This is a genomic window from Ruegeria sp. SATB045, from assembly GCF_059613525.1.
In genome coordinates, this window is record NZ_JBXWSR010000024.1 from 194,036 (window position 1) to 219,250 (window position 25,215).

Below are 25,215 nucleotides of genomic sequence, written 5' to 3' on the forward strand. Positions count from 1 at the left end.
ATGAAACAGAAACTGGTTGTCATCGGAGCCGGCATGGCCTCGGGCCGGGTGCTGGAGCACCTGACCGACGCTGCCCCCGATGCGTTCGACATCACCCTGTTCAACGCCGAACCACGCGGGAACTACAACCGCATCATGCTGAGCCCGGTTCTGGCAGGCGATCAGACCTATGAAGAGATCGTCACCCATGACGACACTTGGTACGCGGAGCGCGGCATCGCCTGTCGATTCGGCGAGAAAGTGGTCAAAATTGACCGTGATCTGAAGGTGGTCGAAGGCGAGTACGGCCATGTGCCTTACGACAAGCTGATCTTCGGCACCGGATCGAACCCTTTCATGATCCCGATGCCGGGGCATGATCTGGACGGCGTCATCGCCTATCGCGATCTGGAAGACACAGAACAGATGATGGGCATGGGCGCGGGCAACAAGGTCGTCGTGATCGGCGGCGGTTTGCTGGGGCTTGAGGCCGCCGCAGGCATGGCCGCGCGCGGAGCTGATGTGACCGTCGTGCATATCATGGGCCACTTGATGGAACGTCAGCTGGACCCTGCTGCAGGGTATCTGCTCAAGAAATCGCTGGAAGAAAAAGGCATCACCGTTCTGCTGAATGCCAAATCGACCGAAATCGCGGGCAAGGATGGCAAGGCCCGGGCGCTGTTGTTGGAGGACGGCACGGAATTGCCCTGCGACCTGTTGGTGATGGCTGTGGGCATCCGACCCAACACCGCGCTGGCGCAGGAAACGGGCCTTGCCGTGGGTCGGGGTATCCATGTGGATGACCAGATGATCACCTCGGACGCCGATATCTATGCCGTGGGCGAATGCGTCGAGCATCAGGGCGAGGTCTTTGGCCTTGTCGCGCCGCTGTACGATCAGGCCAAAGTGCTGGCGCAGACCCTGCTGGGCGAGGATGCGGCGTTCAAACAACGTTCGCTCTCGACCAAGCTGAAGGTCACCGGCTGCGACCTGTTCAGTGCAGGGGACTTTGCCGAGAGCGAGACCCGCGAGGACATCGTCTTCCGCGACCCTGCTCGCGGCGTTTACAAACGGCTGGTGCTAGAAGGCGACACGCTGGTTGGCGCGGTCATGTATGGCGACACCGCCGACAGCAACTGGTTCTTCGGCCTGATCCGCGATGGTGAGGACGTGTCCGAGATGCGTGAGACGCTGATCTTCGGCCCGGCCTATCAGGGGGGCGGCTCTGCGGACCCTCTCTCAGCCGTTGCAGCATTGCCGCCTGAGGCGGAAATCTGTGGCTGCAACGGCGTTTGCAAATCCGACATCACCACCGCTATCGAAGGCGGCGCAACCGATCTGGGCGCCATCCGCGCGACCACCAAGGCCAGCGCCTCCTGCGGAACATGCACCGGACTGGTCGAGCAACTGCTGCAGGTCACACTGGGCGATGACTTCCAGATGCCCACTGCACAGCCCATCTGCGGCTGCTGTGACCTGACCCATGAAGACGTCCGTCGCCTGATCAAATCGCAAGAGCTGAAAAGCCAGGAGGCCGTCTGGCAGGAGCTGGGCTGGAAGACGCTCAACGGCTGTCATGTCTGCCGCCCGGCGGTGAATTACTACCTGCTGGCCGACTGGCCGGTGGAATATCAGGACGACCCGCAAAGCCGCTTCGTCAACGAACGCAAACACGCCAACATCCAGAAAGACGGCACTTTCAGCGTTGTGCCCCGAATGTGGGGCGGCATCACCAACCCAGCGGAACTGCGCGCCATCGCCGATGCGGCCGAGAAATACGATGTGCCCACTGTCAAAGTCACCGGTGGTCAGCGTATCGACCTGCTGGGCGTGAAAGGGTCCGACCTGCCCCATATCTGGTCCGATCTGAACAAGGCCGGGCTGGTCTCAGGTCACGCCTATTCCAAGGGTCTGCGTACGGTGAAAACCTGTGTCGGCACCGATCACTGCCGGTTCGGCACGCAAGACAGCACGGGCCTCGGCGTGAAGCTTGAGAAAATCCTGTGGGGTTCGTGGACGCCGCACAAGCTGAAGCTGGCGGTCTCGGGCTGCCCGCGCAACTGCGCCGAGGCGACCTGCAAGGATATCGGTGTGGTCTGTGTGGACTCGGGCTTCCAGATCAGCATCGGCGGCGCGGCGGGCATGGACGTTAAGGAAACCGAACTGCTGGTGCAGGTTCCGACCGAGGATGAGGCGATTGAGGTCGTGATGGCCGTCACCCAAGCCTATCGCGAGGGCGGCAAGTATCTGGACCGTTTGTATAAATGGATGGCGAAGGTCGGTCTCGACTGGATCAAGGAAACCGTGGTGGATGACCTCGAAAACCGCCGCGCATTGGTTGAGCGGTTTGAACTCAGCCAATCCATCTATCGCAAAGACCCATGGGCCGAGCAGGCCAAAGAGGCCCCGCGCTTTGCGCCCATGGCCGATCTGACATTGGAGGCCGCAGAATGAGCTGGATCGACATCGGACATATCGGCGACATCCCCCTGCGCGGCGCGCGCGTGGTGAAAACGCCCGTGGGCTGCATCGCCCTGTTCCGCACTGCCAAAGATGAGGTCTTTGCCGCCTCGGACACCTGCCCCCACAAGGGCGGTCCGCTATCTGAGGGCATCGTGCATGGCCAGTCCGTCACCTGCCCGCTGCACAACTGGGTTTTCGACCTGAACTCGGGTCAGGCACAAGGCGCGGATGAAGGCCAGATCGCCACCTACCCGGTGCAGCTGGACGGAGAGCGCATTCTGCTCGACAGCACCTCATTGGGGCAAAGGAGCGCCGCGTGAAAGACCTGAGTGCCTGCGCCACACGCTCGACCTGCCCTTATTGTGGGGTGGGCTGCGGGGTTCTGCTGCAACCGGATGGCGCGGGTGGCCTGACCGTCACCGGCGACCCGGATCACCCGGCCAATCAAGGGCGGCTGTGTTCCAAAGGCTCGGCTTTGGCCGAAACGGTGGGCCTGTCGCAGCGACTGCTAGCACCCTTGGTAGCGGGCAAAGAGACTGGCTGGGACCACGCGCTGCAACTGGTCGCGGACCGGTTCCGCGAGACCATCGCCGAACACGGGCCGGATTCAGTGGCTTTCTATGTATCGGGCCAGTTGCTGACCGAGGACTACTATGTCGCCAACAAGCTGATGAAAGGTTTCATCGGCTCGGCCAATATCGACACGAATTCGCGGCTGTGCATGGCCTCAACCGTTGCGGGCCACAAACGCGCTTTTGGCACCGACACCGTGCCCGGCACTTATGAGGATCTGGACGAGGCCGATCTGGTCGTGCTGGTCGGATCCAATCTGGCGTGGTGCCACCCGGTTCTGTATCAACGCCTGATGGCAGCCCGGCAGGCGCGCGGGACCAAGATCATCGTTGTCGATCCGCGCCGCACGGCGTCCTGTGACAGCGCCGATCTGCACCTGCCGCTGGCCGCGGGCAGTGATGTCGCACTGTTCAACCATCTGCTGTCACAAATCGACACTGCCGGTTTGGTGGATGCGGATTCCCTGACCCACACCACCGGTATTCATGAGGCGCTGGACAGTGCGCTGGCCGACGATGTGTCGGTCACCAGGCTCAACCCCGACGATATCGCGCAGTTCTGCCAGATGTGGATGGGCACCGAAAAGGTCGTGACGATCTTCAGTCAGGGCGTGAACCAATCCAGTTCGGGCAGCGACAAGGTCAACGCCATCCTGAATTGCCATCTGGCCACGGGTCGCATTGGCAGACCCGGCTGCGGGCCTCTGTCGGTCACCGGTCAGCCCAACGCGATGGGTGGGCGCGAGGTCGGCGGTCTGGCCAATATGCTCGCCTGTCATCTGGATATCGAAAATGCCGATCACCGCGCCGCCGTGCGCGATTTCTGGTCCGCCCCGACCATGCCCGAGGCCCCGGGCCTCAAGGCCGTGGACCTGTTCCGCGCCGTGGGCGACGGGCGCGTCAAGGCGCTGTGGGTGATCCACACGAACCCCGTGGTTTCAATGCCCGAGGCCGACGCGGTGCGCGACGCCATCGCCGCCTGCTCGTTCACCGTGGTCTCGGATATCACCGCCCGCACCGATACGGCGCGACTGGCCGATGTGCTTTTGCCCGCCGCTGCGTGGGCCGAGAAAGACGGCACAGTCACCAATTCCGACCGCACGATCAGCCGACAACGTTCGGTCCTGCCCGCACCGGGACAAGCGCGCGCGGATTGGGACATTCTGGCCGAGGTCGGACGACGGATGGGATGGGCCTCGGCCTTCGATTATCAAACGCCCGGAGAGATTTTTCGTGAGTATGCAACCCTGTCCGGCATTGCCGCCAAGTTTGGACGCGATTTCGATATCTCGGGCCTCAGCGACTTGGATGCTGTGGGTTATGACGCTCTTCAGCCGACGCGCTGGCCTGTCACCGCGACACGGCAGGGCGGACGGTTCTTTGCGGATGGCCAATTCTATCACCCCGACGGCAAGGCGCGGCTTTTACCAGTTACATCGCGCGCACCTGCGGCCAAAACAGAACCGCGCTATCCGTTCTGGCTGAACACCGGTCGGCTGCGCGACCAATGGCACACGATGACCCGTACAGGTATGTCCGCGCGCCTGTCCGCGCATCTGCCCGAGCCGTTTTTGGACATTCACCCCGATGATGCGCACGTTACGGGGATAAACCCCGCCGATCTGGTGCAGGTCGCAAGCCCGCATGGAACATCCATCCTGCGGGCGCGGATTACCAGCGATGTCACACAAGGACAGGTCTTTGCGCCTATACACTGGACCGGAGAAACCGCCCCTTCAGCCCGGATCGACGCCGTGGTCGCTGCGGCGACCGACCCTGTATCCGGGCAGCCCGAAAGCAAAGCGTCCGTTGTAAATGTCACCCGGTTCAACGCCGAGTGGTACGGGTTTGCGGTGTCAGATCGCGAAATGCAGCCGTCCTGCGAATATTGGGCGAAGACCCCCACCAAAACCGGCTATCGCGCTGAGCTGGCCGGGATGGGCACAATAAATGACTGGCAAACCACCGCGCGTGATCTTTTCGGATTGCCCGAGGCGCAGACAACCATAGTTGAGGACCCGGCGCGCGGCATGGCGCGGCTGGCGTTTCACGAACACGGACAACTGGTCGCTGCACTGTTCATTTCGCCCGAGCCAGTGGCGGTGATGCGCGACTATCTTGCGACTCTGCCACAGGTGCCCGACCTGCTGTCAGGCCGCGCGCCGGCCGACCGGCCCGATCCCGGTCCGGTCCTGTGTTCCTGTTTCGACGTAGGCGTGAACACCATCCTGACCGCTATTGAGACCAAAGGGCTGATGAGCGTCGAAGCCATTGGTGAGGCGTTACAGGCCGGAACCAATTGCGGCTCATGCCGCCCGGAACTGGCGACACTGTTGGCGTCGGCACATCAGAAAGAGGCCGCTCAGTAGTTCTAGAACCAAACCGCCTCTCCGGTCTCCAGCGCCTTTTGCGCGGCCAGACCCATGCGCACAGCCCACATCCCGTCCTGCAGAGTCACCTCGGGGGCGGGTTTATCACCACGCAGGACGGCTAGGAATCCTTGATGCTGATAGAAAGTAGACCCGTTATGGTCACCCGCGGCCAATAGCGTTGGATCAACGGGGATGTCCTTGGCGACCGGTCCCTTAGGCGCACGTGGGCTAACGATCAGTTGCGGCACCGGCGCATCACCAAGATGCTCGGGCCAGAAACGGCCCGGTCCGGGCACCAGCGCCTCGATCTTCGCGTCCGACCCGACGGCCGAGATCTCCTCCTGATACCGCGCACCTTCCGCGAACATACACAGCTCCAGCATTGCTCGCGCACCCGAGGCGAAATCGACCATGACATAACCGTGGTCCAGAATGTCGGGTGTTTCGCCGTTATACGCCTCGTCCAAATGATTGACAGCCTGCCCCCCGCTGGCTGTCACGCGCACAGGGTCCGATTGCAGGATCAGGCGCATGAGGTCGAAGAAGTGACAGCATTTCTCGACAAAGGTACCGCCCGTATTGCGGTTGAAGCGGTTCCAGTTGCCGACCTTTTCCAGGAAGGGAAAGCGGTGCTCCTTGATGGTCAGCATTTTGACACCGCCGGTCACCTGCGCCCCCTCAATCAAGGCTGCGATGGGCGGCATATAGCGATACTCCATCGCCACCCAGATCGGATGAGGGTAGTCACGCTGGATGGCGTCAAGCCGCGCCGCATCTGCCGGGTCGGTGAACAGAGGTTTCTCGACCAGCAAAGGCAAAGGTCGCACCCGCGCGATCTGCTCGATCTGGTCCACGTGCAGATGGTTGGGGCTGGCAATCACGATGCAGTCCAGATCATCCACGGCCAGCAGATCTTCGACCGAACCCACCATCTGCGCATCCGGTACAATCGTCTGCGCTGCCTTGGCCATCGCGGCGTCGGGTTCGAAAATCGCCGAGACGCGCGTACCTTCCAGCAACGCGATATTATGCAGGTGTTCCTGCCCCATCATACCGCAACCGATCAGCCCGTAATGGAAGGTCCGGGTCATGCGTTTTTCCTTTTATTTCAGACGTTGGACATAGGTGGCCCGATCCGGGTCGAACCACGTTTTTGAAAACTCGACCGGTTCTGGCCCCTCGGACCAGCTGAACCGCTCAATATAACCGGCCGTTTCGCCAGCGGGTTTGGTGAAGGTCTCAGGCGTCCAATGGGGCAGCGCACGGACCGAAACCCGATCCTCGGCCCGCGTGATCCAGAACCCAAGCTGCTGCTGGTAATAGCGATAAAGCGAATCCGACAGCAGCGCCTGATCGACCTTTCCGGCGGAATAATCCAGCCAGATTTCCTCGACCGCGATGATTGTGTCATTCAAATAGCGCATCCGGCGCACTCGCGACCCATTGGGCGATATACCGAATTCAGGTAGATCTGAGGGCTTTTCCAGATGATCCACCGACAGGATATCCGCGCGCGGCAGGCCCCCGCCTTCGGGTAGTTCCAGCCGGAACATCGCATAAACGCTGTTCTGCGTCCCGGTCTCGCGGATGTAATTGCCCGAGCCTTGGATACGCTCCAACATCCCTTTTTTCTCAAGCTCCGCCAGCGATTTTCGCAGCGTCCCGACCGAGACATTGAGGTTCGCAGCCATGTCTCGTTCGGGTGGCAAACGTTCACCGTCGATCAGCCGACCCGCGGCAATGTCGCGGATCAGAAGCTCGGCGATCTGCACATAGATCGGCAGCGCGTTGGGGTTGCGGCTGTTGGCAGTCATTTTCGAGGTGCTTCACCGAGTCGTGGAAAAAATTGATACACTATTGATCTACATCAAAGTGATTGCTACGCAAGAGGAAAGTCAAAAGATGCACGGAGAACGAATCAAATGACCATCGTCCCCATCACATCCCCCGATCTGGATGCGGCCGAGGTTTCGTGGTTCGCCGCGCTGTGCTCAGACGATTATCAGTTTCTGGGTGTCCCTGATGGTGACTTGCGGTCGAGTTGGGAGCATTGTTCCGGCATCGTCCGCGAAGCCGAGGCGCAAGGGTTCCGCAACATCCTGTGCCCGTCTTCCTATCAGGTCGGTCAGGACACGCTGAGTTTCGTGGCTGGCTGCGCGCCGATCACGGACCGGATCAACCTGCTGGCTGCTGTGCGTTGCGGCGAGATGCAGCCGATCATGCTGGCCCGCACCATTGCGACGCTGGATCACATGCTGCAAGGGAGGCTGACGGTGAATATCATCTCGTCCGATTTCCCCGGCGAAAAGGCCGACAGCGCGTTCCGCTATCAGCGGTCCCGCGAGGTGGTCGAGATTCTCAAGCAAGCCTGGACACAGGATGAGATCAACCATGCGGGTGAGGTCTATAACTTCTCTGGCCTGACCACTGACCCGGCCAAGCCCTATCAGACCGGAGGTCCGCTGCTGTATTTCGGAGGCTACTCCCCCTCTGCGCTCGATCTTTGCGGCGAGCATTGCGATGTCTACCTGATGTGGCCGGAAACCAAGGATCAACTGGCCGAGCGGATGAAGGCCGTTCACGCGGTGGCTGAAAACTACAACCGCACGCTGGATTACGGTCTGCGCGTTCACATGATCGTCCGCGATACCGAGGCCGAAGCGCAGGAATATGCGGACTACATCGTCTCGAAGCTGGATGACGAGTATGGTCGTGCGATCCGAGAACGGGCGCTGGACTCGACCTCTTTGGGTGTGGCGCATCAGGCCAAGAACCGCGATCTGGCGGACGAATATGGCTATGTCGAACCGGGCCTGTGGACCGGCGTTGGGCGCGCGCGCTCGGGCTGTGGGGCGGCTCTGGTCGGATCGACCGATCAGGTGATGTCCAAAATCGAGGAATATCAGAAGATGGGTATCCGCGCTTTCATCTTCTCGGGCTATCCGCACATGGATGAGGCCAAGCATTTCGGGGCCCGCGTCCTGCCCAATCTGAAAACCTGCTCGCTGCCCGAAGAATACGGGCGCGTGCCTGCAAAGACCCCGGCCACCCCGCTGGGCAATGGAGTTCGTCGCTGATGCAACGTGTGAAACTATCCGACACGCTGGAACTGAGCCGCATTGTATATGGTATGTGGCGCATCGGGGATGACGATGACACCTCGGCCGCGCATGTCGAGGCCAAGATACAAGCCTGTCTGGATCAGGGGATCACCAGTTTCGATCAGGCGGATATCTACGGCGACTACACGGCCGAAGGCATTCTGGGTGCGGCCCTGCGCGCCAATCCGACCCTGCGGTCAAAGATGGAGATCGTCACCAAATGCGATATCGTCGCGCCCTGCGGACGGTATTCGGACGCGAAGGTCAAGTACTACGACACTTCGCGCGCGCATATCCTGAAATCGGTCGATACTTCTCTGACCGAGATGGCCATCGACCATATTGACCTGTTGCTGATCCACCGTCCTGATCCGTTCATGGACCACCATGAAACCGGCGCCGCACTGGATGAGGTGGTCGCCAGTGGCAAGGTGCGCGCTGTCGGCGTGTCGAACTTCCGTCCCTGGGACTGGAACCTGCTGCAATCGGCGATGAAGACGCCGCTGGTCACCAACCAGATCGAGCTGTCTCTGGGTCAGATCGACCCTTTCACCAATGGCGATCTTGCCTTTCATCAGCAGCACGGCCAGCACGTTATGGCGTGGTCTCCGCTGGGGGGTGGGTTGCTGATGGCCGGAAACCCTCCGGTCGGCATAGTTGCAGATGAGATAGCTGCCGAATTCGGCGTGGATCGCGCGGCAGTCGCCATCGCTTTCCTATTGGCGCACCCAGCAGGAATTCTTCCGGTTATGGGCACGAACAATCTGGACCGGATCAAAAGCATCTCGGACGCATTGAAAGTAAATCTGGATCGCGAAAGCTGGTTCCGCCTGTACGAGGCGGCGCTGGGGCATGAGGTACCATGATGAACGCAATCTCAAAGGACATCACTCACACATTCGTCCCGCACAAAGACGACACCCGCACCTTGCGGGACGCTTTTGGCAAGTTTGCGACCGGCGTGACCATCGTCACCTGTGACAGCGACGATGGCCCAGTCTGCATCACCGCCAACAGCTTTTCATCGCTGTCGCTGGACCCCCCGTTGGTGATGTGGGCAGGCGACCGCAATTCGCGCCGGTTCCCCTATTTCCACAAGGCGCGCCATTTCAGCGTGCACGTGCTATCGTCGGAACAGGCCGATCTGTGTTTTGGCTGCTCGAAAGACGCATTCGCTCTGCGGGATATCGACCACGACCGCTGCGGGAACGGAACACCTCTGCTGCCGGATTGTCTGGCGCGGTTTGAGTGCGAACAGCACGCCTATCACGATGCAGGCGATCACGTGATCGTGGTGGGCAAAGTCCTGAAAGTCAGCATGGCGGACGGAGACGCGCTGACCTTTTACGCCGGGAAACTCGGCCAATTCGCGCAGCACTAGGCGTGATTTGACGACCGCGGGACAAACCTGCGGCTGAACAAGGGAGGATCCGCATGGGCGGACTGGCAACGGCGCTTGCGCCGATTGCATTCGTGAACGAAACCGTGCTGCGTTTGGGCCGCGCGGTTGGTGTCGTTGCGATTGCATTGATGGTGATCGCAATCCTGATTCAGGTGTTCTTCCGATACGTTTTAGGCAACGCCCTACCCTGGCCAGATGAGGCCGCGCGCTTCTGCATGTTGTGGATGACCGGGCTGATGGCCCCCACCGCGTTCCGGCGCGGCGGGTTTGTGGCTATTGATATGCTGCCCATGATGCTGCCGCGCGTGCTGGGGCAGGTGTTGATGCTGTTTCTGCTTTTCGTCTCGCTGGCAGTGTTGGCCGTCGCCGTGAATATCGGCTGGTCCGAGGTCACGGGTTTTGGCGGCCGCTTCGCCACGGCGGCGCTCTATATTCCGACCTCGCTGGGGTTTGACGAGTGGTACCGCGTCCCGCGCAGCTGGATGATGGCATCGTTGCTGGTGGGGGTCATCCTTCTGCTAGTCGTCAATATCGAGCTTATCCTGCGGTCGATCGTCAAGATGATGGGCGGCGGGGACTTGCTGCCCGAAATCGCAGATGCACCGGTGGGGGCTGAATAGATGCTGATCTGGTTCCTGCCCACCTTCCTGATTTTCCTGACGATCGGCCTGCCGGTCTTTTTCGCGCTTTTGGCCGCGCCCGGCATTCTGCTGTGGCTGAACGGTCAGACCGCCGACATCACTCTGCTGTACCGGAACGTCTACAACGGTATGGACAGCTTCCCGTTGATGGCCATTCCCTTCTTCATGCTGGCCGGAGAGCTGATGAACCGTGGCGGCATCACCATTCGTCTGGTCGAGTTCTCGCAGGCCCTGATGGGGCACCTGCGCGGCGGTCTGGCCCACGTGAATGTCCTGAGTTCGATCCTGTTTGCAGGACTATCGGGCTCGGCGGTCGCAGATACCTCGGCACTGGGGTCTATGCTGATCCCGGCGATGGAAAAACAGGGCTATACCCGCCGCTTCGCCGCTGCGATCACAGCGGCCAGCTCGGTGATCGGGCCAATCATTCCGCCCTCGGGCATCATGATCATCTATGCCTATGTGATGGGTGAAAGCGTGGCCGCCCTGTTCCTTGCGGGTATTGTGCCGGGTGTGATGGTGGGCGTTGGCCTGATGCTGATGATCAAAGTGATGGCCGACAAATACGACTTCCCCGTCGCCAGCCGCAAATACACATGGGGCGAGCGTCGTCAGGCCAGTCTCAAGGCGTTCTTCCCGCTGCTGACCCCCGTTATCATTCTGGGCGGGATCCTCGGCGGCATCTTTACTCCGACCGAGGCTGCTGCGGTCGCTGTGGGCTATGCCTTCATCATCGGCTTCTTCGTCCTGCGCACACTGACCCTGAAAGAAGTGCCCGAGATCCTCAGTAATGCGGGCCTGACCTCGGCCGTGGTTTTGCTGCTGGTGGGCGCGGCGATGGCATTCAAGACCGTTGTCAGCCTTAGCCATGCGCCTGAACAATTGGCGGCACTGATCCTTGGCCTGTCAGAAAACCCGCTGATCCTGCTGTTCCTGATCAACCTGTTGCTGTTTGTCGTGGGCATGTTTCTGGACGCAGGCCCGGCAATCATCATTCTTGGTCCCATCCTTGGCCCGATCTTTACCAGCCTCGGCGTGGACCCGATCCACTTTGCTATTATCATGAGCGTTAACCTGACCGTCGGTCTGGCCACTCCGCCCATGGGGCTGGTGCTGTTCGTGGCCGCCGCCGTATCGCGCGAAAAGGTCGAAACCATTGCCAAGGCGATCCTGCCGTTTCTGGCTGTCGAAATCATAGTGATCTTCCTGATCACCTATGTCCCCGCACTATCCATGACGATCCCGAGGATAACGGGATTTGCAAACTGAACTGAGTATCACAGGGAGGAAACGAATGCTCAGAGACTTCATCAAAACCGCTGCGGTGGCCACCTCGCTGGTGGCTGCATCCGCACTTGCCGCCACCGCCGCAGATTATACCCTGCGCGCGACAGCCAACTCGAACGAAAACGACGAAGACTATGATGGTCTGATCGTCTTCAAGAACTACGTCGAGGCTGCCTCGAACGGCGCCATCGAGGTGGAACTGTTCATCGGGACGCAGCTGTGCTCGAACGGGGCCGAGTGCCTGCAAGGCGTGGCTGATGGCACGATCGACATCTATATTTCGACCTCGGGCGGCGCGTCGGGCATCTTCCCCTACGTGCAGGTTCTGGACCTGCCTTATCTGATGGCCGATGACCGCGTGGCCGAGCATGTCTTGTCCGGCGATTTCACCCGCAAGGTCCGCGACATGGCGCTTGAGGATTCTGGCGGCGCGATCCGTCTGATGACCATTGGCAACACCGGCGGCTGGCGCAACTTTGCCAACACCCAGCGTCGCATCGCCGAACCTGCGGATATGGAAGGTCTGAAAATCCGCACCGTGGTCGCTGACCTGCCGCAAGAGCTGGTCAAGGCACTGGGTGCATCGCCCACCCCGATCCCGTGGCCTGAACTGTTCACCAGCTTCCAGACCGGTGTGGTTGAAGGGTCCAAGAACGGGATCACCGACATCATGGGGATGAAATTCCCCGATGCCGGTCTGCAATACGTCACGCTGGACGGCCACGCCTACATGGGTGCGTTGTGGTGGATGAATAACGCCAAGTTCCAGGAGATGCCCGAGGACATGCGCCGCGTGGTGGTCGATGGCTTCTATGCTCTGCAGCAGGCCACCTTTGCCTCGCCCAAGCGCAAGTCGATCCAGGCTTATGAAGATTTCGTCGCCGGTGGCGGGGATCTCTATGTGCCGACACCTGACCAGAAAGCAGCGTTCAAAGAAGCCGCAACGCCGGTCTATGACTGGTTCCAGTCCAACGTGGCCCGCGGGGACGAGGTGTTCAACGCCCTGACCGAAGCGGTTGCAGCAGCCGAGGCCGATATCAACGCCTCTCGCGATGCGGATCTGAACTAAGCGAAAGGGGCCGGGCGCTGCGTCCGGCCCTTACCGAAACGGGTACATCCACCCTTTGTAATCATTCACCAGCACATGCGCCCTTTCAATCTGCTCCGGCGACATTTTCTTGACCACTTCCTCAAGGCTGATCGCCGCATCGGGATCACCGCCAATGGCACTGAGCGTGTACCACATATACGCCCGCACCAGATCGGGCGCGGGCATGCCCAGACCCAGCTCATAGTACCAGCCGACACCCGACTGCGCCCCCGGATGCCCCTTCATCGAAGCACGCAGATACCAGTCAAACGCCCGCTCGTAATCCTGCTCGACCCCCAGCCCAAGGCCGTACATGACGCCGATCAGTTCTTCGGCCTCGGCATTGCCAGAGCGCGCCGCTGGCAGCAGTTCCTCACGCGCGGCCTCAAATTCGCCCGCTTCCATCATGTCGCGCGCTTGTTCCAATTCGGCCAGCGCCGGGGTCGCAAAAAGGCAAAGGGCAAATACAAGCTGGCGCATGGGGTTTTTTTCCTTTTCGTCGGAGCGGCTGCGGCTCAGGATTTGCCGCGCCCACTGACCGATGATGACTTTATCCTCTTTGATATGGAACAGGCCGCGATTGGTCATCAACTGTTTTACGACCCCATTCTGTCGGGCAACCAGAACATTTCCTGTGCCCACTGCCATCATCCTGATTTCGGCACCTCGGACGGGTTATCGCTGGGTATTGGTGAAGGCGGGCAAGGCTTGGGGCCAGATCGGACACCGGGCGTAGGAACCGATAAGATTCGCAAACGCATCCCCCGTAATTCACCGGGGCTGTGGAACCTTGGCGCGAAAGAGATTCACACCGTATTCCACGATGGCCGCCTGAGTATCTCGGATGTCTACGGCAACGGGTTTAACTCTCCGGCGCAGGAATGGTTGCCTGAGGGGCTGAACTCGCTGCTCGCCGCACAGGCGCTGATCCCGCTGACCTCACAATTCGAAATGGCCGGCAATGTCGGCGAAAATCAGGTGACCGGAGCGGTTGCCGACCGAATTGATCTGGGCTGGCCGATCCTTGCCAAGCGCGTGCGCACCGATCCGCGCTATGGCCCGGCCATGGTCGCTGCTTTTGATGAGGTCAACACGACCGAGGACATCACAATCACCCAGATCGCCAACGCCTTAGCCGCGTTCATGGCGGTTGAATGGCGCAGCACCGACAGCGCGTTCGATCAATACCTCGCGGGTGACTCCTCGGCGCTGACGGCGGAACAGAAGGGCGGGATGGATCTTTTCTATGGCAAAGCGCAGTGTTCGACCTGCCATTCCGGGCCGCTGATGTCAGATCAGGAATTTCACGCCTTGGCCTTGCCCCCTTTTGGGCCGGGCCGCACGCGGCAATGGGACCCCTATGTGCGCGACGTCGGCCGCATGGGGGAAAGCGACCGGCTGGAGGACGCCTATCGCTTTCGCACGCCGATGTTGCGCAACGTGGCCTTGACGGCGCCCTATGGTCATAACGGAGCTTTCCCCGACCTCGAGGGCATGATCCGTCATCACCTGAACCCCGAAAACAGCCTGTCGAAATGGAATCGTGATATGGCCGACCTGCCGAACGTTCCTTGGTTGCACAAAGCCGATTTCGTCGTCTGGGACGACCGGTTGGAAATGGCGCGTGTGCGCGGCAAGGTAGACATCACGCCATTGGAATTGTCCGAAGCTGACATCGCGAGTCTCCTGGCATTCCTCGACGCACTGACGGGATCCAGCGTGGACTCCCCGCCATTCGGGGTGCCAAAAGGCTTCGTTCCCTAAGAAAAACCCCCGCCAAGGCGGGGGTTTTCTGTTTATTCCGCCGCTTCCGCGTATGCGTCCATTGGCGGACATGTGCAAACGAGGTTGCGGTCGCCATACGCGTTGTCGACGCGGTTGACGGGGGACCAGTATTTGTCGACGCCCATCGAGCCAGGAGGGAAACAGGCCTGTTCGCGGCTGTAAGGCCGGTCCCAGTCACCAACCAGATCGCGCACCGTGTGGGGGGCGTTCTTCAACGGGTTGTTCTCCGCATCGATCTTACCGTCGATGATATCCTGCGCCTCGGATCGGATCGAGAGCATGGCGTCGCAGAAGCGGTCCAACTCATCCTTGGGCTCAGATTCCGTGGGCTCGACCATCAGGGTGCCTGCCACCGGCCAGCTCATCGTCGGGGCGTGGAAACCTGAATCGACCAGACGTTTGGCAACGTCATCGACGGTCACATGCGCCTCGGCGTCCAGCGGACGGGTGTCGAGGATGCATTCATGCGCGACCCGACCGGTCTCGGAGGTGTAGAGGATCGGATAGGCTTCCTGCAGACGCGCTGCGATATAGTTGGCGTTCAGGATCGCCACTTTGGTCGCCTGCGTCAAACCCGCACCACCCATCAGCAGCACATAGGCCCATGAGACCGGCAGGATCGAGGGCGAGCCAAAGGGCGCCGCCGAGACCGGCCCCACGGCGGTGCCGTATTCCGGGTGACCAGGCAGGTGTTCTTCCAGGTGTGCCTTGACGCCGATCGGGCCCATGCCAGGGCCACCACCGCCATGCGGGATGCAGAAGGTCTTGTGCAGGTTCAGGTGGCTGACATCGCCGCCGATATCACCGGGGCGCGACAGGCCGACCATGGCGTTCATGTTGGCGCCGTCGATATAGACCTGACCGCCGTGGTCATGGGTGATCTGGCAGACCTCCTGCACGGTGGTCTCGAACACGCCATGGGTCGATGGGTAGGTGATCATGCAGCCGGCCAGATGATCCGAATGCTTCTCGGCCTTGGCGCGGAAGTCCGCAAGGTCGATATTGCCGTTCTCATCCGATTGCACCGGCACCACCTGCCAGCCCACCATCTGCGCCGAGGCCGGGTTGGTCCCGTGTGCCGAGGTCGGGATCAGGCAGACATTGCGGTGCCCTTCGCCGCGGGCGAAATGATAGTTGCGGATAGTCAGTAGACCTGCGTACTCGCCCTGCGCGCCCGAGTTGGGCTGCTGGCTGATCGCGTCATAGCCGGTGATCTGGCACAGCTTGTCGTTCAGATCGGCAATCATCTCGTGATAGCCCTGCGCCTGATCTTCGGGGCAGAAAGGGTGCAGATTGCCGAACTCGGGCCAGGTGACCGGGATCATCTCGACCGTGGCGTTCAGCTTCATGGTGCAGGACCCCAGCGGGATCATCGCCCGGTCCAGCGCCAGGTCGCGGTCGGCCAGACGGCGCATATAGCGGGTCATCTCGGCCTCGGCCCGGTTCTTGTGGAAGATCTCGTGGGTCAGATACGGCGTCTCGCGCAGGGCGTAATCCGGCAGGCGGTAGGCGACGTTCGAGCTGTCATCCTTCCGGTCGATGCCGAAGGCGCCCCAAACCGCCTCAATCGTCTCGGCGCGGGTCTGTTCATCCAGGCTGATGCCCACTTTCGTCTCGCCGACCTTGCGCAGGTTGATGCCACGGGCAACGGCGGCCTCCATGACGGTCGTCTGCAAGTGGCCGACCTCAACAGTGATGGTATCAAAGAACACTTCGGGTTCGACCGAGAAGCCCGCCTCTTCCAGACCGGCGGCCATACGCGAGGTTTTGCGGTGAACAGATTGCGCAATCGCCTTGATGCCGTCGGGACCGTGATAGACAGCGTACATCGAGGCCATCACCGCCAGCAGCGCCTGTGCGGTACAGACGTTCGAGTTGGCTTTCTCGCGCCGAATGTGCTGCTCGCGGGTCTGCAGCGCCAGGCGATAAGCCTTGTTGCCACGGCTGTCGATGCTGACACCAATGATCCGGCCCGGCATCGCGCGTTTCAGCTTGTCGGTGGTCGCCATATAGGCCGCGTGGGGCCCGCCATAGCCCATCGGCACGCCGAACCGTTGGGTCGAGCCGATGGCGATATCCGCGCCCATCTCGCCCGGTGACTTCAGCAGCGCCAGCGACAGGATGTCAGCGGCGACAATGGCAATGGCTTTGTGTTCATGCAGCGCCGCAATCTCGGCGGTGAAGTCGCGCACATGGCCGTGGGTGCCGGGGTATTGGAAGATCGCGCCAAAAACCGCGCCCGCGTCTAGTTGATCCGGGTCGGCCACCTGCACATCGATGCCCAGCGGCTCGGCGCGCGTTTTGATCACCGCGATGGTCTGCGGGTGGCAGTTGCGGTCGACAAAGAAGGCGGCGTTGTTGGCCTTGGACCGACCACCGCGCTTGGCCATCGCCATGGCCTCAGCCGCGGCGGTGGCTTCGTCCAGCAAGGACGCATTGGCCACGTCCAGCCCGGTCAAATCGCTGACCATGGTTTGGAAGTTCAACAACGCTTCAAGCCGGCCTTGGCTGATCTCGGGCTGATAGGGCGTATAGGCGGTGTACCAGGCCGGGTTTTCCAGAATGTTGCGTAGGATCGGAGCAGGCGTGGTGGTGCCGTAATATCCCTGCCCGATCAACGAGGTCAGAACCTTGTTCTTGCTCGCCACCTCTTTCATATGGAACAGAGCATCGCGTTCCGTCATCGCCGGACCCCAGTCCAGCGGCTCTTTCTGGCGGATCGCGGGCGGGACGGTGGCGTCGATCAGCGCGTCCAGCGTCTTGAAGCCGATCACCTTGAGCATGTCGCGCATCTCGGTCGGGCTGGGCCCGATATGGCGGCGATTGGCAAAGTCATAGGCTTCGTAGTCGGTCAGTTTGAAAGCCATTGCAGCGCTCCTATGAATAAGTCAGACACGGCGGAGGCTGCGGGAGCCTCCGGCGGAGGTATTTTAGCCAGATGAAGGGCGGATCCGTGTAAAGATCCGCCGTTGAATTAACCGATGAAGTCCTTGTAGCCGGCCTCATCCATCAGATCTTCGAGCTGCGACGCGTCCGTGATCTTGATTTTGTAGATCCATGCATTGCCTTCTGGGTCTTCGTTCAGCGCGCCCGGATTGTCGGCCAGCGCCTCGTTCACTTCGATGATTTCACCATCAACCGGAGCATAAAGCTCGGACGCCGCCTTGACGGATTCGATCACGCCGATCTCGCCGTCCTTGGCGAATTCTTCGCCGACTTCCTGCTGTTCCACGAAGACCACATCGCCCAGCTGTTCCGCCGCGTGTTTGGTGATGCCCAAAGTGGCGGTGTCACCATCGACGTCAATCCACTCATGCTCTTCGGAATAATAGGTTGCCATTGGGTTTTTCTCCTGACTTCAACGCTTGTAATTCTGGGTAACGAAGGGCAGCGCCACGATCTGCGCCGGTTGCGGCTTGCCCCGAATGATCAAGTTGACCACCTCGCCCGGCTCGCCATGGCCTGCGGACACGTAGCCCATTGCCACAGGGCCACCGACCGTGGGGCCGAACCCGCCAGAGGTTATCTGACCGATGGTGTTGCCTTCCGTGCACTGGATCTCAACACCCTGACGGGCGGGCGCGCGGCCTTCGGGTTTTATGCCGACCAGTTTGCGTGCGGCGCCCTCAGTTAGTTCTTTCTGGATGCGGTCGGCACCGGGAAAGCCGCCCTCTTCCTTGCGGCGCTTTTGGATCGCCCAGCCAAGGCTCGCCTCGATCGGCGAGGTCGTTTGGTCAATGTCATTGCCATAAAGGCATAGCCCAGCCTCCAGCCGCAGGCTGTCGCGCGCGCCAAGGCCCGCCGGTTCACAATCCTCATGCGCCAGAAAGGCGCGGGTGATATCGATGGCCTTGTCCTCGGGGATCGAGATCTCGTACCCGTCCTCACCGGTGTAACCCAGGCGCGAGATACGGCATTCAACGCCGTTGATATCCGCCACAGTGGTTTCCATGAATTTCAGATTCCGCGCCACAGGGCAGAGCGCGCCCACCACATCCTCGGCCTTTGGTCCCTGCACCGCAACCAGCGCACGGTCGAAAATCTCGATCACTTCGACGCCGTCCAGATGTTCGCGCATATGCGGAATGTCCTGATGACGCAGCGCCGCGTTCACCACCACGAAGTAGTGATCCCCTGCATTCGACACGATCAGGTCATCCATGATCCCGCCTTCCGGGTTGGTAAAGAACCCGTACCGCGCCTTGCCGTCCTTCAGCGTAGCATAAGCCTGCGGGCAGAGCGTTTCCAGCTTCTCGCCCACATTCTCGCCGCGCAGGATCACCTGACCCATGTGACTGACATCGAACACCGCCGCCTTTTCGCGACATTGCTTGTGTTCCCCCATGATCCCCAGCGGATACTGAACCGGCATCTCCCAGCCCGCAAAATCAACCATCTTGCCGCCCAACTCAACGTGCAGATCATACAAAGGCGTGCGCTTAATCTCGGTCATGGGTGGTCGCTTTCCTAAGCCGTTGTCACAGACTGTCGCAAACACCCCGTCCTGCAAAAAGGCGGTGTTCCGCCAGCTTCCCACTCCTTTGCTGTAAGTCAACAGAGTTAGACACGTGTTCCACGCCAGAGTGGGCTGCAGTACCTTCGGGAATGGTGTATACACCCGCATGCCACAGCTTGGTTTCCTATAGGAAACTTTTTTTCGTAGCGCAATAGAAAACCCCGCTGTCCCGCGTAAAAAACTGACCATGGGGAAAGCTTCGAACGGCCAAGATTTTGCAAACAGAATTCCAAACGCCTCTGGTCCCGGCCCACAACCTGCCCTAAGACTTTGCGGCAAGAGGGACGACCATGTCACATATTACACTGGTGCGTCACGGGCAGGCCAACACCGCCGCGCGAGACGAGCAAAGCTATGACAAACTCAGCGATCTGGGTCATCAGCAAGCACGCTGGCTGGGCGGGCATCTGCAGGACACCCGCGCGCACTATCCCCGTGTCTACAGCGGCACGCTGACCCGGCATGTGGAAACAGCGGCGAGCATGGGATTGCCGGAGCCGATCCGCGATCCGCGTCTGAACGAGGTCGAGTATTTCACCCTCGCGCAGCTTTTCGAACAACAGCACAACGTTATGGTTCCCACCGACCGTGAGGGGTTCGTCGAACACCTGCCCCGGACATTCACGGCATGGGCCAATGGCCAGATCGCGGATGCGCCCGAAACCTTTGCCGCGTTCGAGGCGCGCGTCGCAGACGCCTTGCACGATATCGGAACCGAAGGCGGGCCGGCGATTGTGGTGACCTCAGGCGCGCTGATTTCGATGGCAGTGCGCCAGGCGATGGGGCTGGACATTCCGGCGATGGCGCGGGTGGCGCTTGCCATCATGAACACATCGATGCATCGTCTGCATCCGATTGGCAGCCAGTTGAGTCCGGTATTGTTCAACGCGGTGCCCCATCTGGAAGCGCCCGACCGGCACTACGCCCAAACTCACCTGTAAGGAGGCCCCGATGCAGCTTTATTACGCCCCCCGCACGATCTCGGTCGCCGTGGCCATCGCTTTGGAAGAGGCCGGGCTGGAGTATGAGGCGATCAAGCTGGACTTTGCCGGGGGTGAGCAGACCAAACCCGCCTATAAGCAGATCAACCCCAAGGGCCGCGTGCCCGCGCTGGTGGTGGATGGCGGCATTCTGACCGAAACAGGCGCGTTGCTGGATTATGTCGCCACGATTGCGCCGCAGGCAGGGTTGGTGCCCTCGGACCCGATCATGGCCGCTCGGATGCGCGAGGTGATGTATTACCTTGCCTCGACCATGCATGTGAACCACGCCCACAAGATGCGCGGGGCGCGGTGGGCCGACAAGAAATCCAGCTGGAAAGACATGAAGGACAAGGTGGCGCAGACGATGACTGCGTCCTGTGACTATATCTGCTCAAACGGGCTGCGGGGTCCATTTGTGCTGGGGGATGAGGTCTCACTGGCGGACGCCTATCTGTATGTGGTTTGCAGCTGGCTGGAGGGCGACGGCGTTGACGTCACAGCCTTTCCCAAGATTATCGCATTCCGCGAAGCGATGGAGGCGCGGGCGTCCGTGCAGGCCGTGCGCGCCGCCGGGATGCTCTGAACAAAAGGAACTGACATGACACATCTCTGGGTCCGGGCAGAACAGCGCCCGAACGAGGAACGGGTCGGGCTGACCCCCGAAGGTGCCGCCGCCCTGATCGCCGCAGGCATCCGCGTGACGGTCGAGGAAAGTTCCGTGCGCGCCATTCCGTTGCAGGGCTATACGGACGCAGGCTGTGAGATCGCGGCCGAGAATTCCTGGCCCGAGGCCCCGCTGGATGCGGTCATCTTCGGCCTGAAAGAACTGCCCGAGGACGGGACACCCCTGCCCCACCGTCATATCATGTTCGGCCACGCCTATAAGGGGCAGCATTCCGGGCGGGCTTTGTTGGAACGCTTCAAGGCCGGGGGCGGCACGCTTTATGATCTGGAATATCTGGTGGACGAAAACGACCGCCGGGTCGCCGCCTTTGGCTATTGGGCCGGATACGCGGGCGCGGCGGTAACGCTGAAAACATGGGCCGCACAGCAGCGGGGGCAGGAATGCCCTCCGGTCGGGGTGTACCCGAACAAAGACGCGCTGAACGCCGAATTGCTGGCCGAGTTGGGCGCCACGGGCACCCGCCCTCGCGCTATCGTCATCGGCGCTTTGGGCCGCGTGGGCACGGGCGCGGCTGATATGTGCGAGGCGATGGGCGTTTCCGTCACCAAATGGGACATGGCCGAGACCGCCAGCGGCGGGCCTTTTCCCGAAATCCTTGACCATGACCTGTTCCTGAACTGCATCTTTGCCCGCCCCGGCACACCGGTCTTTGTCCCGCGCGAGGCGCTGAGCGCACCGCGCAACCTGACCGCCATCGGCGACGTGGCCTGCGACCCGGACAGCGATTACAACCCGGTGCCGGTCTATGACCGCGCGACCACTTGGGACGCGCCCGCCCTGCGCGTGGCAAACGATCCGGTGATGGACGTGATGGCCATCGACAACTTGCCCTCGATGCTGCCGGTCGAAAGCTCGGAAGACTACGCCGCGCAGCTGCTGCCCTCCCTGCTGAGCCTGACCGATCTGAACAGCGGCGTCTGGGGCCGGGCCGAAGCAACTTACAAAACCCATATTGAAGGGATCTGAGAGATGACGATTCACTGGTGTGGCACCGGCCTGTCGGCCATCCCCGGCCTGCGCCGCCTGATCAAGGGCGGTCACAAGGTCACCGTCTGGAACCGGACCATCGACAAGGCCAAGGCTGAGGTCGGAGACCTGACCGACGACATCCGCGCCTTTGACATCGACGCCTTGGGCGCGGTGCTGGTCAAGGGCGACGTGATCGTTTCTATGCTGCCGGGTGACTGGCACGTTCCGCTGGCGGAACTGGCGATCTCCAAAGAGGCGAATTTCGTTTCGTCGTCCTACATCGCCCCCGAAATGCGCGCGCTGGATGACAAAGCCCGCGAGGCCGGTGCGGCTCTGGTCAATGAGGTTGGGCTGGACCCGGGCATTGACCACCTGATGGCGCACGCCTTGGTGGCCGATTATCGCGCGTCCGACGCGTTCGATGCGCAAAACCACCTGAGCTTTATCTCCTATTGCGGTGGCATCCCGAAAAACCCCAACCCGTTCCGCTACAAGTTCAGCTGGTCGCCGCTGGGCGTTCTGAAAGCCCTGCGGTCGCCCTCAAAATCCATCCGGGACTACGCCCCGCTGGATGTGGCCCGCCCGTGGGACGCGATCACCAGCTATGTCGCGCCGCTGCCCACACCCGAAAGCTTTGAGGTTTACCCAAACCGCGACTCGATCCCCTTCATGGCCGAATACCAGTTCGAGGATCACTGGCCGGTCAAAGAATTCGTCCGCGGCACCCTGCGCCTGAACGGCTGGGCCGATGCGTGGTCGGATGTGTTCACCGAGATCGAGACCCTGTCCGGCCCCAAAGGCGACGCGCGTCTGAAAGAGATGTCGGACCAGTTCTGGGATGAGAACGCCTATGATGAAGGCGAGCCCGACCGCGTTGTTCTGTGCGTGGGCCTGAAAGCCGAGAAAGAAGGCGTCGAGACCTGGCACAAAACCTATGTCATGGATGCATGGGGTGACGCGCGAGGCACGGCGATGGCGCGTCTGGTCTCGATCCCGGTATCCTTGGCAGTTGAGGCAGTTCTGAACCGCGCGATCCCCGCCGGAGTGCATGCCGCCCCCAGCGATCCGAAACTGGTGCAAGCCTGGATGGCCGAAATCGACAAGCTGGCCCAACATCTGCAAGTGGTCGATCACCAGGCCTGACCACACCACAAACCTTCATGCGAATAAAAGCCGTTCTGAAACCCTCAGAGCGGCTTTTTTGGTTCTCTCGCGTCCTACATCATTGTCGGCAAGGGATGGGGCAGGCATCTCAGATATACCTTGCGATCATCTCGTCAATATCCGTGCGATTGATCCCCATCTCAGAAAGCTGACGATCACTCAGGCAGTTCAGTTCTTGCGCGGCTCGAACGATATCGGCACGGATAGCATGGATTTTCATTGCCCGGTCAAACAGCACCAAAGCGCTCGTGCTTGGGGTTGCGCCCGAGCAAGTATGTGTATCAAGCATCATATCCCTCCACCTTCAAATCCAGTTTCAACAATGCGACGCTTATTGCACGCGGTGGTCATACGGCATCTGGTGATAGACGCTTTGATACGCGCGCTGCTTGATCTCGCTCCGGGGGATGCCGATGTCCTCCAGCTGTTGATCGCTCAGCTTCTCCAAAACGCGGACTGTATTGCCATAAATTTTACGGCGAAATTGTTCGACGCGCGCTTCTGCATAGTTCGAAAACAAGCTAAAAAACAAACCCTTCCGAGGGCTGGCTGTCTGTGCGTAGTCCATCTTCTCCTCCTTTATCATTAAGGTGATGTTGCGGGGTACACAGTCGATAAAGGTTGGCCCGATTAACGAATGTCGGGCGGAGAGTTAAACTTTGTTAATGTCAGTAGCTCTGCTATTGAGGCGCAAAATCCTATGCAAACCCAGCGCGACGCGGACGTGACCTCAAATCAGCAATTCCACTGGGGAAGTTCGCGACGCGTCCGTCACCTCTTCGCAATCTAAACCCAAGGCACCGAAACCATGGTGATGGCTAAGTGAGCGCAGCAGTCCCCGCGAGCCTTAAAAAAATGTCGCGCAAACCAAGAGATTGATCCGACCCGGGCTTGCGCTCAAGCAAGAAACCCAGCCTTCTTTCGAAAGCTGGGCTTTGCAGTCTTGTGCCGGCAGGCACGCCGCATCTGACTTATTCGGCCGCAACGGATGGGCTGGCGTCGTCAGTTTCTCCGAACCCTTTAGGCACCGGAAGATCAGGCAGACCAGCAGCGCGTTTCTGCAGCGCCCGGCCGATCACAACCCGGCTGATCTCGGTCGTTCCGTCCACAATACGCAGCATCTGCGCCAGACGCGACAAGCGATCAAGCCCGTAGGGTTGCAGCAGGCCCATTCCGCCAAGAACCTGTGTACAGGTATTGGCCGCCTTGACCGCCGCATCCGGCACGAACCGTTTGGCATGGGCTGCCATCAACGGGCCTTCGGGCGTTCCCAGCGCCTCTGCCGCTTTGCGGTACAGAAGCTTCGAGACTTCAAGCTCGGTCGCGACCTCACCCAGCATCCACTGAATTCCATCCAGCTGAAGGTTTGTGCCACCAAACATCTTGCGGTTTTTCGAATAGGATAGCGCGGTATCCAACGCCGCTTGCATCAGCCCGCAACACCCCGAAGCAATCGAAACCCGGGCTATATCGATCGCCATCAATGATCCCTGAAGTCCCTGACCAACCGGCAAAATGATGTTGTCTTCGCTGACAACAACCTTGTCGAGATACATTTCACCAATCGGGAGGAAACCGTAAGAGGGTGTGTCGTACAATGGCCCGAAGCTGACACCCGGTGCGTCAGCGGGAATCGCGATCATCGCCATGTCCTTGTGGCCCGGCGCGTCGCTTGTCTTGACGACAGTGAAATATACATCCGCCTCAGTCGCCAGGCTGACCCATGCCTTGGCACCGCTGATCGTCCACGTACCGTCCCCGTTGATGGTCGCTCGGGTGTACATCTTCATGGGGTCAGACCCGGATTGAGGCTCGGTCAACGCGAAGTTCGCCAATTTGCGCCCAGAGGTCAGATCACGTGCCCATTTTTCCTTGAATGCATCGGTCCCGTAACCACATCCGGCGAAAGTGCAGATGTTATGCATGGACAATGCAAAAGCATAGGCGCCATCGCCAAGCCCCAGTTGTTCGTAGACCTGAATGCCTTCTGACAAAGGAAGACCCTGACCGCCCCACTCCTCAGGAGCGTACAGGCCCGTCAACCCGACAGCACCCGCCTTGTCCGAGGCGTCACGAGGCCAGGCCCGCGCCGCGTTCCATGAATCCACGTTGGGTGCAATGACATCCTCGGCATGCTGGCGCGCGGCCTCAAGAATTGTGGCGAGTTTTTCTGTCATGAGAAGTCCTTTCACAAGCAATATTGCCC

The 25,215-nt window shown here is 60.5% G+C and carries 23 protein-coding genes; 14 read left to right on the plus strand and 9 right to left on the minus strand.

Going from position 1 to position 25,215, the window contains the following annotated elements; genetic code table 11:
- The 3 genes from nirB to AC2FNR_RS13880 are packed head-to-tail and all read left to right on the plus strand — an operon-like array spanning window position 1 to window position 5,383.
- Complete coding sequence (gene nirB, locus AC2FNR_RS13870) at window positions 1–2,433, plus strand: nitrite reductase large subunit NirB (protein ID WP_496849557.1); 2,433 nt, start codon at window positions 1–3, stop codon at window positions 2,431–2,433.
- On the plus strand, window positions 2,430–2,762 hold the full coding sequence (gene nirD, locus AC2FNR_RS13875; RefSeq protein ID WP_480866587.1) for a nitrite reductase small subunit NirD: 333 nt from the start codon (window positions 2,430–2,432) through the stop codon (window positions 2,760–2,762). Before nirB ends, nirD begins: the two co-directional genes overlap by 4 nt.
- A complete protein-coding gene (locus tag AC2FNR_RS13880; RefSeq protein WP_496849558.1) occupies window positions 2,759–5,383 on the plus strand; it encodes a molybdopterin-dependent oxidoreductase in 2,625 nt (874 codons plus the stop codon). The genes nirD and AC2FNR_RS13880 overlap by 4 nt, the downstream gene beginning before the upstream one ends.
- A gap of 2 nt (window positions 5,384–5,385) precedes the next feature.
- Here the strand turns inward: AC2FNR_RS13880 and AC2FNR_RS13885 are convergent, their stop codons facing one another.
- Window positions 5,386–6,477 carry a Gfo/Idh/MocA family protein gene (locus AC2FNR_RS13885; RefSeq protein ID WP_496849559.1) on the minus strand — a complete coding sequence of 364 codons (1,092 nt, stop codon included), beginning with the start codon at window positions 6,475–6,477 and terminating at the stop codon, window positions 5,386–5,388.
- A 12-nt stretch (window positions 6,478–6,489) separates the two neighbouring features.
- Window positions 6,490–7,200, minus strand: a complete 711-nt coding sequence (locus AC2FNR_RS13890) for a GntR family transcriptional regulator (RefSeq protein WP_496849561.1) — start codon at window positions 7,198–7,200, stop codon at window positions 6,490–6,492.
- A gap of 108 nt (window positions 7,201–7,308) precedes the next feature.
- Here AC2FNR_RS13890 and AC2FNR_RS13895 point away from each other — a divergent pair, with 108 nt between their 5' ends.
- From AC2FNR_RS13895 to AC2FNR_RS13920, 6 genes are read left to right on the plus strand one after another with little or no spacing between them, the layout of a single operon-like run.
- Window positions 7,309–8,463: an LLM class flavin-dependent oxidoreductase gene (locus tag AC2FNR_RS13895; protein WP_496849563.1), complete on the plus strand. Its 1,155-nt coding sequence runs from the start codon at window positions 7,309–7,311 to the stop codon at window positions 8,461–8,463.
- Complete coding sequence (locus tag AC2FNR_RS13900) at window positions 8,463–9,353, plus strand: aldo/keto reductase (RefSeq protein WP_496849565.1); 891 nt, start codon at window positions 8,463–8,465, stop codon at window positions 9,351–9,353. The genes AC2FNR_RS13895 and AC2FNR_RS13900 overlap by 1 nt, the downstream gene beginning before the upstream one ends.
- A complete protein-coding gene (locus AC2FNR_RS13905; protein ID WP_170355478.1) occupies window positions 9,353–9,868 on the plus strand; it encodes a flavin reductase family protein in 516 nt (171 codons plus the stop codon). Before AC2FNR_RS13900 ends, AC2FNR_RS13905 begins: the two co-directional genes overlap by 1 nt.
- 53 nt (window positions 9,869–9,921) lie before the next feature.
- Window positions 9,922–10,509, plus strand: coding sequence for a TRAP transporter small permease (locus AC2FNR_RS13910; protein ID WP_170355479.1), 588 nt, complete (start codon window positions 9,922–9,924; stop codon window positions 10,507–10,509).
- Window positions 10,510–11,799 (plus strand): TRAP transporter large permease, encoded by a 1,290-nt coding sequence (locus tag AC2FNR_RS13915; protein WP_496849567.1) that lies wholly within the window; start codon window positions 10,510–10,512, stop codon window positions 11,797–11,799.
- Window positions 11,800–11,824: 25 nt separating this feature from the next.
- Window positions 11,825–12,886, plus strand: a complete 1,062-nt coding sequence (locus AC2FNR_RS13920; RefSeq protein ID WP_170355481.1) for a TRAP transporter substrate-binding protein — start codon at window positions 11,825–11,827, stop codon at window positions 12,884–12,886.
- 30 nt (window positions 12,887–12,916) lie between these two features.
- Here the strand turns inward: AC2FNR_RS13920 and AC2FNR_RS13925 are convergent, their stop codons facing one another.
- Window positions 12,917–13,387, minus strand: coding sequence for a tetratricopeptide repeat protein (locus AC2FNR_RS13925; RefSeq protein WP_170355482.1), 471 nt, complete (start codon window positions 13,385–13,387; stop codon window positions 12,917–12,919).
- Window positions 13,388–13,429: 42 nt separating this feature from the next.
- Between AC2FNR_RS13925 and AC2FNR_RS13930 the strand changes: the two genes are divergently transcribed.
- Entirely contained in the window at window positions 13,430–14,671 is a 1,242-nt protein-coding gene (locus AC2FNR_RS13930) for a cytochrome-c peroxidase (protein WP_496849568.1), read from the plus strand.
- Between the two features lie 32 nt (window positions 14,672–14,703).
- Here the strand turns inward: AC2FNR_RS13930 and gcvP are convergent, their stop codons facing one another.
- The 3 genes from gcvP to gcvT form a co-directional block, all read right to left on the minus strand.
- Window positions 14,704–17,559: an aminomethyl-transferring glycine dehydrogenase gene (gcvP, locus tag AC2FNR_RS13935; RefSeq protein ID WP_496849570.1), complete on the minus strand. Its 2,856-nt coding sequence runs from the start codon at window positions 17,557–17,559 to the stop codon at window positions 14,704–14,706.
- Between the two features lie 107 nt (window positions 17,560–17,666).
- Entirely contained in the window at window positions 17,667–18,032 is a 366-nt protein-coding gene (gene gcvH, locus AC2FNR_RS13940) for a glycine cleavage system protein GcvH (RefSeq protein ID WP_170355485.1), read from the minus strand.
- A gap of 18 nt (window positions 18,033–18,050) precedes the next feature.
- Entirely contained in the window at window positions 18,051–19,145 is a 1,095-nt protein-coding gene (gene gcvT / locus AC2FNR_RS13945) for a glycine cleavage system aminomethyltransferase GcvT (protein ID WP_496849572.1), read from the minus strand.
- 353 nt (window positions 19,146–19,498) lie between these two features.
- On the opposite strand from gcvT, the gene AC2FNR_RS13950 reads away from it, so the two are divergent.
- Genes AC2FNR_RS13950 through AC2FNR_RS13965 form a run of 4 tightly spaced genes read left to right on the plus strand, consistent with a single transcriptional unit; the run spans window position 19,499 to window position 22,988 of the window.
- Complete coding sequence (locus AC2FNR_RS13950; RefSeq protein WP_480866604.1) at window positions 19,499–20,149, plus strand: histidine phosphatase family protein; 651 nt, start codon at window positions 19,499–19,501, stop codon at window positions 20,147–20,149.
- A gap of 10 nt (window positions 20,150–20,159) precedes the next feature.
- Entirely contained in the window at window positions 20,160–20,774 is a 615-nt protein-coding gene (locus tag AC2FNR_RS13955; protein ID WP_496849574.1) for a glutathione S-transferase family protein, read from the plus strand.
- 15 nt (window positions 20,775–20,789) lie between these two features.
- Window positions 20,790–21,842, plus strand: coding sequence for a saccharopine dehydrogenase (locus tag AC2FNR_RS13960; RefSeq protein WP_496849576.1), 1,053 nt, complete (start codon window positions 20,790–20,792; stop codon window positions 21,840–21,842).
- 3 nt (window positions 21,843–21,845) lie between these two features.
- Window positions 21,846–22,988 (plus strand): saccharopine dehydrogenase family protein, encoded by a 1,143-nt coding sequence (locus AC2FNR_RS13965; RefSeq protein WP_496849577.1) that lies wholly within the window; start codon window positions 21,846–21,848, stop codon window positions 22,986–22,988.
- A 109-nt stretch (window positions 22,989–23,097) separates the two neighbouring features.
- On the opposite strand, the gene AC2FNR_RS13970 is transcribed toward AC2FNR_RS13965, so the two are convergent.
- From AC2FNR_RS13970 to AC2FNR_RS13980, 3 genes are all read right to left on the minus strand, one after another.
- Window positions 23,098–23,298, minus strand: a complete 201-nt coding sequence (locus tag AC2FNR_RS13970; protein WP_170355491.1) for a DUF1127 domain-containing protein — start codon at window positions 23,296–23,298, stop codon at window positions 23,098–23,100.
- 42 nt (window positions 23,299–23,340) lie between these two features.
- Window positions 23,341–23,577 (minus strand): DUF1127 domain-containing protein, encoded by a 237-nt coding sequence (locus AC2FNR_RS13975; RefSeq protein WP_170355492.1) that lies wholly within the window; start codon window positions 23,575–23,577, stop codon window positions 23,341–23,343.
- Between the two features lie 403 nt (window positions 23,578–23,980).
- Window positions 23,981–25,186, minus strand: coding sequence for an acyl-CoA dehydrogenase family protein (locus AC2FNR_RS13980; protein ID WP_496849580.1), 1,206 nt, complete (start codon window positions 25,184–25,186; stop codon window positions 23,981–23,983).
- Between the last annotated feature and the right edge of the window lie 29 nt (window positions 25,187–25,215).